1 protein-coding gene is annotated in these 547 nt (G+C 32.0%); it reads left to right on the plus strand.

The annotated features are described in order from the left end of the window. Window positions 1–55: 55 nt before the first annotated feature. Window positions 56–547 (plus strand): hypothetical protein (locus RUMCAL_RS06220; RefSeq protein WP_021681816.1); only part of this gene is annotated, 492 nt, incomplete at its 3' end.

Genomic DNA, 547 nt, shown 5'->3' on the forward strand with positions numbered 1-547 from the left:
ACATTAATACTGTTGCAGATATCGTAAGACAAAGAAAAAAAGAGGCTAACTCGCCATGAAGAAATTAAAGTGTGTTTTTATCATTATATTTCTAATCATAGCATTTACAACCGTTGTATCTATTTCAAAATGCCAAGAAAACGAACTTGGTTCGGTAGCTCAAGGTATAATAGATGAGATCGAAACTTCGGGAAACGATGAATGTATGGTCGAATTGAAAACCGTTACCAATTTTGAATGGGATAGAGCAATTATTGCTTCAGCTGATTTTTTCGCAATGGGATATTCTTCTGAAACACTGGAAGATATTTGGAAAATTGAGTATGATCCTCAGTCAAATTTTAGATCAAGGATTTTATTTGTAAAAGATAATAAAGTAGTATATGAAGAATCATATGCGGCATCTATTGAGGAGTCTGCGAAATTTAATATTTCGGTATCACCATCTCTGGATTATTATTGTATATTGCCATATGATGATTCTTTTGCATTTGTTACAAAAGAAAAGCACAAATCAAGTACTTGTTACAGTTTAATAATCTACCCA

It is taken from the genome of Ruminococcus callidus ATCC 27760 (assembly GCF_000468015.1).
Lineage (GTDB): Bacteria > Bacillota > Clostridia > Oscillospirales > Ruminococcaceae > Ruminococcus_C > Ruminococcus_C callidus.